This is a genomic window from Sandaracinaceae bacterium (assembly GCA_016706685.1).
In the GTDB taxonomy this organism is placed as follows: Bacteria; Myxococcota_A; Polyangia; order Polyangiales; family Houyiibacteriaceae; genus JADJJE01.
The window spans coordinates 294544-302917 of the sequence record JADJJE010000013.1 but is presented as its reverse complement, the minus strand read 5'-3'; the positions used below and the strand labels follow the sequence as shown (position 1 = coordinate 302917).

Below are 8374 nucleotides of genomic sequence, written 5' to 3'. Positions count from 1 at the left end.
GCCACCACCGCGCCGGCCAGGCCCCCGACGAGGGCGTGGCTGGAGCTGGACGGGATGCCGTACCACCACGTGATGATGTTCCAGATGCACGCGCCGATGAGAGCGGCCAGCACCACCAGCTGCGTGACGATGGCCGGGTCCGTGAAGCCGCTGGCGATGGTGCGCGCGACGGCCGTGCCGGAGATGGCACCAGCGAAGTTGAGGACGGCCGCCAGCATGACGGCGGTGCGCATGGGCAAGACGCCGGTGGACACCACCGTGGCGATGGCGTTCGCGGCGTCGTGGAAGCCGTTGATGTAGTCGAAGATGATGGCGGCCACGATGACCGCGATGAGCAGGCTAACCATGCTTGACTGCAAGGTTGCGTAGCGTGTGGGCGACGCGGTCGAAGCGGTCCACGGCGTTCTCGAGCCCGTCGAGCACCTCCTTCTCGCGGAGCAGCACCTTGGCCTCGACGCTGGGGTCGTGGAAGAGCTTGCTGACCGCAGCGCGGAAGATGGTGTCGCCCTCCTTCTCGAGCGCGCGCAGGTTGCGGGACTCTTCGATGAGCTTCCCGTACTGGCGCTTGCGCAGCGCGGGCATGGTGCGCGCCAGGACGCCCGCGCACTTCTCCAGCGTCTCGATGAGGTTGACCATGGGCTCGGTGGGGCGCTCCACGCCGTAGAGCACGCAGACGCGCGCGGCGTGGTTCATCATGTCGATGATGTCGTCCAGCTCGGTGGCCAGGAGGTGCAGGTCCTCGCGGTCCAGCGGCGTCACGAAGGTGCGCGCGAGAGCGTCTTCCATCTCGAACAGGACTCCGTCGGCGGTGTGCTCGATGACCTGCACGGCCTCGCGCACCTCCGCGGCCGTGACGTGAGCCTCACGGAAGCGGAGGAGGGCGGTGGCGCACTCGTGCGCCAGGTTGGCCTGCCGCTCGAGGAACGTGAAGAAGTGGTCTTCTTTGGGCAGGAACCAGTCGATGACCGCTTGGAGGCTCATGAGCCGCGTGGTTAGAGGTTGTGCGCCATTTGGTCAAGCCTCCCCGAGAAGAACGCCGCGCCGATGCGCCTACTCGGCGGCTTGCTCGTGCGGCTCGTGGTGGCCTTGGTCGTGGTCCTCCGAGTCCTCCGAGTCCTCTGAGTCCTCCGACCCGCGCAGGGGCGCCGCTTCGGCGGCGGACGTGACCATGGGCAGCTGCTCGCCCGCGTGAGTGGCGGGGCGACCACGGCGCTTCTTGAGCCCGCGCTCGGTGGTGGCCTCGCCCTGCCCCGCCCGCACGCTGCGCAGCGCCTCTTCCAGGTGGGGGCTGGCCCATGGCGAAGACCTTGGCGTAGGCCAGCGCCCTGGCCGCGCTGGCGTTGAGCACCGCGGCCGCCTCGCGCGTGTCGTGCCGGGCGCGCTCGAGCTCCCGCTCGAGGGACTCGGCCTCTGCCTGACGTAGCAGCAGCGCCCGCGCGTCTGCCTCCAGGCTGGTGCGGTCCACATCCGGGAAGCGCACGTCGGCGAAGGGACCGCGGAAGAGCGCCAGCACGTCGTGGCCGAGCGGCGGCGTGGGGTCGAACTGCACCTGGACGGGTGCGTGTGCGGCGACAGCGGGGGTGGCGGGGCTCTCTTGGCTGGGCTTGCTCATGTCACGACCTCAGGGCTGGGGCTGCGCGCGGCAGCTGTACACCCGTTCAGTACACCAGCGTCCGTCCCAGAGCAAGCCCGATCTCGGAGCGCTTCCTCAATCGTCGTCCCGGCCCTCGTCGATGACGCCTTCGTAGTAGAAGCGCTCCTCCACGATGCGGTCGCCCGACCAACGCTGCGCGGCCACCTCTTCGAGGCGCATCCACGTGCCCTCGGCCGTCTTCCAGCGGATCAGCCACTCCACGAACGCACGCCCGGTGGTGTCGTCGCACGCCAGCGAGATGGCTCGGGTGCGCGGCGGCTCCGCTTGCTTTGCCACGGCCTCCTGCTCGTAGGCGGCGCACTTCTCACGGCCTGCACGCGCGAGCTCGTGGTTCTCGAAGACCACCGCGTCGTCGGCGTAGAAGCGCTCGATGGCCGCCACCGACTGGCCGCTCGACGAGCTGGGATGAACTGGGTGAGCTGTTGGCGCAGGGACATGACGCCCTCCGGGGTTTCTGTCAGAGTTCTGCACCGATGCGCCTGGGCTGCACTCACTACCCGGCATGCCGTGACCTCGCGAGCGTCGCCTCGAGCTGCAGCGCGGGCAACGCCGACCCAGCGCCGCGGCCGCCCACGCGGGCCGAACCCGTGGAGCCCGACGAGCTGCCCGAAGGCGTGATGCTGCGCGAGCTGGTGCACCTGGGCGCACGCTACACGGTGGCCTCGCTGGACCTGCGTCGCGTGGACCTCGACCTCTACGGTCAGGACCCGGAGCATGGCGCCGTGCAGACCATCCCCGGTCTGCGCACGTGGCTGCGCGCCCAGGGGAAGCGCCTGGTACTGGCGACCAACAGCGGCATCTACGAGACCGACGGACGCCCACTCGGGCTGCACGTAGAGCGCGGACGAGAGCTCATCGCGCGCAACCTCGGAACCGGCGCGGGCAACTTCTACCTGCTGCCGAGCGGCGTGTTCTACGTGGACGGCGAGCCGGGCGCCGAGGCCGCACACGTGGTGGACACCACGCTCTTCGATGCCGACGTGACCCACGTGCGCTTGGCCACGCAGTCGGGACCGGCGCTGCTGCTGCAGGGCGAGCTGCACCCGCGCTTCTTGCCCGACTCGGACAGCCTCAAGCTGCGCAGCGGCGTGGGCGTGGCGGTGAGCGCGCCGAGCGTGGTGCACGTGGCCATCTCGGAGGACCTCGTGCGCTTCCGCGACTTCGCCACGCTCTTCCGTGACGAGCTTGGGTGCACGGACGCGCTCTACCTGGATGGGACCGTGTCGGTGCTGAACGCTCCGGGCCGGCGCGCGGACGCGCACGCCGAGGGCACGTTCGGCGGCATCCTGGTCGTGACCGAACCGCTCTCGCGCACGAGGGTTGATCCCACGATGAGTTGATCTCCACTGGGGTCAGGGTCCCCCCGACTTGTAGAAGGAGGTACCCGTGGGAACGAAGAACCATCATGTGTTGGGCCTTGTGCTGTTGGCCCTCGCGGCCGTCGGTTGCGGGCCCGCCGTGGGCGACGAATGCCAGCCCAACCAAGGCGCGTGTCAAGACGGCACCACGGAGCTGGTCTGCCAGGGCGGGGTGTTCATCGCCTCACCGTGCCGTGGCCCTGGCGGCTGCGCGCAACAGGGCACGCTCGTGACCTGCGACATCTCCGCCAACCAGAACGGCGACGCCTGCTCCACGGATGATGGAGACGTCGGCGCTTGCACCCAGGACCGGCAGTCCATGGTGGTGTGTCGAAACGGGGCCTACAAGATCATGCCCTGTCGTGGCGCCACGCACTGTCAGCAGCGCGGTCCACAGAACGCGATGTGTGATGTCTCCGTGGCGGTCCCCGGCGACGAGTGCGAGGGCGAAGAGGCCGCTTGCTCGGCCGACGGCCAGGCCATGCTCAGCTGCCAGAACGGGCGCATGGTGCAGGCCAGTGTGTGCCGCGGAGCGAACCACTGTCAGGTGCAGGGCACCCGCATCAACTGCGACACGTCCGTGGGCGCCGTAGGTGACACGTGCACCTCCGACTACGGCGCGGCATGCAGCGAGGACGGGCTGAGCATCATGCACTGCGTGGACGGTGCCGTGGCCGTCATGAACCCGTGCCGTGGCCCTGACGGCTGCAAGGTCAACGGGCGCATGGTGCGCTGCGACGAGAGCCTGGCCGCCGTGGGCGACGCGTGCGAGGGCAGCAACGCCGCGTGTCGCGTGGATGGGCTCGCGCTGCTCGAGTGCAGCGGAGGAACGTTTGCCCAGACGCGCGAGTGCGCGAGCTGCGTGGTGCAGGGCAGCCGCGTCATGTGCAACTGACCTCGTGTCAGGACGAATGCGCGCGCGATGACGGGATCATGGCGCGAGCCCTGCGGGCGAGCCCGTGTCAGGCTTCGCCGAGATGCACTCAGGTCGCCCCTCCCTGCTCATCGTGCTCTTGCTGACGGCCTGCGGCGGGTCGACGGCCGCAGCCCCCTTGGGCACAGCGCCCCTGCCCGAGCGCGTCACCCATCTCGGCCCGTTTCAGCTCGGCATGTCAGCGGTGGAGCTGCGCCTCGCGTGCGCCGAGAGCGAGGGGCGAGACTGGCTGCCCAACCGTCACGCCTTCACGCGTGGCTGCGAGGTCACGGTCGATGTGGAAGGCGTCACGTTCCAGCGCTTCGAGATGCGCCTCGACGGCCCCGCCGGGAACCTGATGCGCATCCGCGGACACGCGGAGCACGCCGACGCCCACCAGGCGGCCGAGGCCTTCCCGGGCGCCGAGATCGTGGTCGTGGAAGACGTGGTGCTGGTGACCGTGGAGGTGGCCACCAGCGAAGCAGCTACGCAGGCGAGAGGCGAAGCAGCACGTCCCCCCGAGTGACGTCCTCGCCATCGGCGGGCACCACCTGCACCACGCGCACGCGCTCGGGAAGGTCGTCGCCGCTCAGCGCCAGGCGATTGAAGGTCTTCATGACCTCCAGCAGGCACACGGTCTGGCCGCGCGTGAGCGTGGCGCCCAGCTCGGCGAAGGCCGGCTTGTCGGGGCCGGGCCGCAGGTAGAAGCGGCCGCTCATCGGCGCGCGGAAGACCAGGCCGGTGGCCGCGCTTGTGCCCGCCTGACTCTCGCTCGCACCGGCTGCGGCGCCCTCGAGCGGCAGCAGCTCCAGCAGGCGCGCGCCGTAGTCCACGTTGGGCTCGCGCTCGTGGGCGGCGAAGCGCGCGCGCACGCGGCCGGCCACGCCCGCGGGCAGCACCAGGCGGTGGTCCACGCCCAGCACGCTCAGCACGCCGCAGCTGACTTCGTCGCCAGCGGTGGACAGCAGCGCCGCGCCCACGCTGGGGCCCAGGCGCCAGACCCCCACGCCGGGCGACGTGAGCGCCAGGCTGCCGTCGTCTCCGCGCAGCACACCCACGCGCAGCTTCTTCTCGGTGTCGCTCATCGTGCGGCTCCCCTCGCCACGGCGCGCGAGAGCGCGTCCAGGTCGTGCAGGCTCCAGATGCGGCTGTTCTTCACGCGCCGGTAGCCGTAGCCCTGGTAGCTGGCCTCCACCAACAGCTCGAGCCACGCGCGCAGCTCGCCGAGCGGGATGATCTCGTCCGTGTCCATCTGCGCGGCCGCCACGTACGGGTCCATGTCCGCCTCGATGCGCGTCTGCGTGTCGCGCATGCCCTTCTCGATGGCGGCGCGCTCCACGGGGTCCTGCGTCAGGATCTCGAAGTCGTCGTCGAGCTTGGTGTTGTAGGTCGCGATCGCGAGCGTGCGCCCCTCCATCACGCTCAACCGCGAAGCCGGTGTGGAGAGCTGCAGCACCGGGTCATAGGGCAGGCCCGCCATGGCGTAGTAGCCCGCGCCCGACGCTTTGCGCAGGAGCACCGTGAACATGGGCGTCGTGTTGGTGCTGTTGGTGTAGATGAGGTTGCTGCCGTAGCCCAAGAGGCCGTGACGCTCGGCCTCCGCGCCGATGTCGAAGCCGCTGATGTCCTGCAACCACAAGATGGGCAGGCCGTCGCTGTTGCAGGCGCGCGAGAAGGCGCTGATCTTGGCGATGCCGTCGCGGTAGAGCGCCCCGCCGGCGCGCACCTCGCCCGGGTGGTCGGGGTCGTCCACGAGGCCCTGCCGGTTGAGGATGAAGCCGGCGTAGAGACCGCCCACGCGCCCCACGCCGCAGATCATCTCGGTGCCCACGTCGGGCAGCACCTCCCAAAAGAGGCTCTGGTCCGTGAGGCGCGCCACCAGCTCGAGCGCGTCGTAGGCCTGGCGGTGGTCGGCGGGCACGATGCCCGTGAGCTCGCGCGGGCTGTACAGCGGCTCGATGGGCTGCGCGTCGCCGCGGTAGAAGTCGGCCGCCGAGCTGGGCAGGCGCGCGACGTCTCGCCGCATGCAGGCCAGCAGCGTCTCGTCGTCCGGCACACGCACGTCCGCGCAGCCCGACTGGTGCACGTGCACCTCGGGCCCGCCGATGTCGAGCGAGGTGATCTTGGTGCTCTTCGCGCCCTTGATGAGCGCCGCGCCCGCGATGACCATGTAGGCCTGCTCGGTCATGTAGACGCGGTCGCTGATGAGCGGCATGTAGCCGCCGCCCGCGATGCAGTCGCCGAACACGCCGGCCACCTGGGGCACGCCGGCGTCGCTCAGCAGGCTGTTCATCTTGAAGATGTGCCCTGCCCCGCGCTGCCCCGAGAAGCTGCGACGCTGCTCGGGCAGGTAGAGCCCGCTGCAGTCCACGAGGTAGAGCGTGGGCAGCCGCAGCTTGAGCGCGATGCCCTGCGCGCGCTGGATCTTCTCCGGCGTGCGCGGCCACCACGCCCCCGACGCGACGGTGTTGTCGTTGGCGATGATCACGCAGAGGCGACCGTGCACGCGCCCGAACACGGTGATGACGCCGGCGGCGGGGCTGGTGAGCTTTCCGAACTGCTCGCCGTAGTTCACGAACGTGCCCACCTCGAAGAGCTGGCTGCCCTCGTCGCACAGCGCGACCAGGCGCTCGCGCGTGGTCATCTTCTGCTTCTCGTGAACGCGGGCGGCGTACTTCTCGCCCCAGCCCTCGCGCACCTCGGCGCGGCGCGCCTCGAGCTTGGCCTCGAGCTCGGCGTAGCCCGCGCGCAGCTCACGGAAGGTCAGGTCGTCCACCACGCTCTCGCGCGAGTGGCCCACGGGTGTCAGCTTCACGAACGCCATCAGCGTGCCTCGCTCGCGGGCCATCCAGGGATGCCCGAGGTGTCGTATCGGTTCGCGCGAAAGTCGGCCGAGCCCAAGATGGCGCGGTGCATCGCGGTGGTGGTGGGGACCCCCTCGCAGATCAGCTGGGAGAGCGCCGTGAGCATACGGTCGGCGGCCTCGTCGCGCGTGGCGCCGCGCGTGATGACCTTGCAGAGCAGGCTGTCGTAGAAGGGTGGCACCTCGTAGCCAGCCTCCACGTGCGTGTCCACGCGCACCTCACCGGGCACCTGCGCGGGCAGGTCGAAGCGGGTGAGCACGCCGGGCGCGGGCTTGAAGCCGTCGGCCGGGTCCTCGGCGTTGATGCGGCACTCGATGGCGTGGCCGGTGAGCGTGATGTCCGCCTGCGTGAACGACAGGCGGTGCCCGGCGGCGACGCGGATCTGTTCGGCCACCAGGTCCACCCCGCTGCGCATCTCGGAGACCGAGTGCTCCACCTGGAGGCGCGTGTTCATCTCCATGAAGCGCAGCGTGCCGCCCTCGTCCAGCAGGAACTCCATGGTGCCGGCGCCCACGTAGCCAATCTGCTGGCAAGCACGCACCGCGGCGGCGAGGGTGCGCGCGAGCTCGGCGGGGTCGAGGCCCGGCGCGGGCGACTCTTCGATCAGCTTCTGGTGGTTGCGCTGCACCGAGCAGTCGCGCTCGCCCAGATGCACCACGTTGCCGTACTTGTCGGCCATGAGCTGCACCTCCACGTGGCGGCCGCGCTCGATGAGCTTCTCGAGGTACACGCGGTCGTCGGCGAAGCAGGCCAGCGCCTCGGCGGAGGCGTCCTCGAAGGCCGCGCGGATCTCGCTCGCGGAGCGCGCGATGCGCATGCCGCGCCCACCCCCGCCGCTCTCGGCCTTGAGCAGCACCGGATAGCCCACCTTGGCGGCCACGCGCTCGGCATCATCGGCGCTGGTGAGGATGCCCTCGCTGCCGGGGATCAAGCTGAGGCCCGCCTTGCCCATGGCGCGCTTGGCCGGCGTCTTCTTGCCCATGAGCTGCATCACGGCCGGCGGCGGCCCGATGAAGGTCACCCCGTGCGCGGCACACAGACCTGCGAAGACCGGGTTCTCGGAGAGGAAGCCCCAGCCGGGGTGCAGCAGCGAGCAGCGCGCCTGAACGGCGGCCTGCACCACGCGCGGCGCGTCCAGGTAGCTCTCGCTCGCGCGCCCCTTGCCCAGCACCACCACCTCGCGGCCCCGTGTGTAGGGGGCGTCGCGGTCCGCCTCGGACACGCCGAAGACGGGCGTGATGCCGAGTGCATCGCAGGTGCGGGCAACTCGCGCGGCCACCTCACCGCGGTTGGCGATGAAGAGGCGGCGGACGCCGACTAGTACGGGGTCTGGGCTCATGGCGCGCGGAGTGTAACACGACTGAATCGCCATTCACCCGGATGGTCGTCAGCTGTGGATCGAACGGTGGCGGGATCGATCCGCCGGGGCGGGGCAGGGGTCGCGGCGGGCACGGACGCGCTGGCGCGTCCTGTCGGGACTCCCTGGAAATCGGCACTTCGCGCTGCGCGCTCCGTTTGATTTCCGGGTCCCCCCACGCCCTTGCTGACCCCTGCCCCGCCCCGGCGGTGGCCACGCCTCGGGCAT

10 protein-coding genes are annotated in these 8374 nt (G+C 70.3%); 3 read left to right on the top strand and 7 right to left on the bottom strand.

Translation table 11 applies throughout. The annotated features are described in order from the left end of the window. The 4 genes from IPI43_17655 to IPI43_17640 form a co-directional block, all read right to left on the bottom strand. On the bottom strand, window positions 1–347 hold a 347-nt coding region (locus tag IPI43_17655; protein ID MBK7775926.1), incomplete at its 3' end, for an inorganic phosphate transporter. Continuing rightward, complete coding sequence (locus tag IPI43_17650) at window positions 340–981, bottom strand: DUF47 family protein (protein ID MBK7775925.1); 642 nt, start codon at window positions 979–981, stop codon at window positions 340–342. The genes IPI43_17655 and IPI43_17650, both read right to left, overlap by 8 nt. Window positions 982–1050: 69 nt before the next feature. After that, complete coding sequence (locus IPI43_17645; protein MBK7775924.1) at window positions 1051–1260, bottom strand: hypothetical protein; 210 nt, start codon at window positions 1258–1260, stop codon at window positions 1051–1053. Between the two features lie 448 nt (window positions 1261–1708). Then, the gene (locus IPI43_17640; GenBank protein ID MBK7775923.1) at window positions 1709–2035 is read right to left on the bottom strand and encodes a nuclear transport factor 2 family protein; all 327 of its coding nucleotides are present in this window, start codon (window positions 2033–2035) and stop codon (window positions 1709–1711) included. A gap of 92 nt (window positions 2036–2127) precedes the next feature. Between IPI43_17640 and IPI43_17635 the strand changes: the two genes are divergently transcribed. The 3 genes from IPI43_17635 (at window position 2128) to IPI43_17625 (ending at window position 4451) form a co-directional block, all read left to right on the top strand. Next, a complete protein-coding gene (locus tag IPI43_17635) occupies window positions 2128–2994 on the top strand; it encodes a phosphodiester glycosidase family protein (protein ID MBK7775922.1) in 867 nt (288 codons plus the stop codon). A 46-nt stretch (window positions 2995–3040) separates the two neighbouring features. Next, window positions 3041–3907: a hypothetical protein gene (locus tag IPI43_17630; protein MBK7775921.1), complete on the top strand. Its 867-nt coding sequence runs from the start codon at window positions 3041–3043 to the stop codon at window positions 3905–3907. 82 nt (window positions 3908–3989) lie between these two features. Then, on the top strand, window positions 3990–4451 hold the full coding sequence (locus IPI43_17625; protein MBK7775920.1) for a hypothetical protein: 462 nt from the start codon (window positions 3990–3992) through the stop codon (window positions 4449–4451). On the opposite strand, the gene IPI43_17620 is transcribed toward IPI43_17625, so the two are convergent. The 3 genes from IPI43_17620 to IPI43_17610 are packed head-to-tail and all read right to left on the bottom strand — an operon-like array spanning window position 4411 to window position 8128. After that, window positions 4411–5010: a hypothetical protein gene (locus IPI43_17620; protein ID MBK7775919.1), complete on the bottom strand. Its 600-nt coding sequence runs from the start codon at window positions 5008–5010 to the stop codon at window positions 4411–4413. The genes IPI43_17625 and IPI43_17620 overlap by 41 nt on opposite strands. After that, window positions 5007–6749 carry a propionyl-CoA carboxylase gene (locus IPI43_17615; GenBank protein ID MBK7775918.1) on the bottom strand — a complete coding sequence of 581 codons (1743 nt, stop codon included), beginning with the start codon at window positions 6747–6749 and terminating at the stop codon, window positions 5007–5009. Before IPI43_17615 ends, IPI43_17620 begins: the two co-directional genes overlap by 4 nt. Beyond that, entirely contained in the window at window positions 6749–8128 is a 1380-nt protein-coding gene (locus tag IPI43_17610) for an ATP-grasp domain-containing protein (GenBank protein ID MBK7775917.1), read from the bottom strand. Before IPI43_17610 ends, IPI43_17615 begins: the two co-directional genes overlap by 1 nt. Window positions 8129–8374: the final 246 nt, after the last annotated feature.

What these genes read in the sequence shown, in the direction of transcription:
- IPI43_17650 (MBK7775925.1), bottom strand. Translation starts at nt 981, where the DNA reads ATGAGCCTCCAAGCGGTCATCGACTGGTTCCTGCCCAAAGAAGACCAC.
- IPI43_17635 (MBK7775922.1), top strand. Translation starts at nt 2,128, where the DNA reads ATGCGCCTGGGCTGCACTCACTACCCGGCATGCCGTGACCTCGCGAGC.
- IPI43_17625 (MBK7775920.1), top strand. Translation starts at nt 3,990, where the DNA reads ATGCACTCAGGTCGCCCCTCCCTGCTCATCGTGCTCTTGCTGACGGCC.
- IPI43_17620 (MBK7775919.1), bottom strand. Translation starts at nt 5,010, where the DNA reads ATGAGCGACACCGAGAAGAAGCTGCGCGTGGGTGTGCTGCGCGGAGAC.
- IPI43_17615 (MBK7775918.1), bottom strand. Translation starts at nt 6,749, where the DNA reads ATGGCGTTCGTGAAGCTGACACCCGTGGGCCACTCGCGCGAGAGCGTG.
- IPI43_17610 (MBK7775917.1), bottom strand. Translation starts at nt 8,128, where the DNA reads ATGAGCCCAGACCCCGTACTAGTCGGCGTCCGCCGCCTCTTCATCGCC.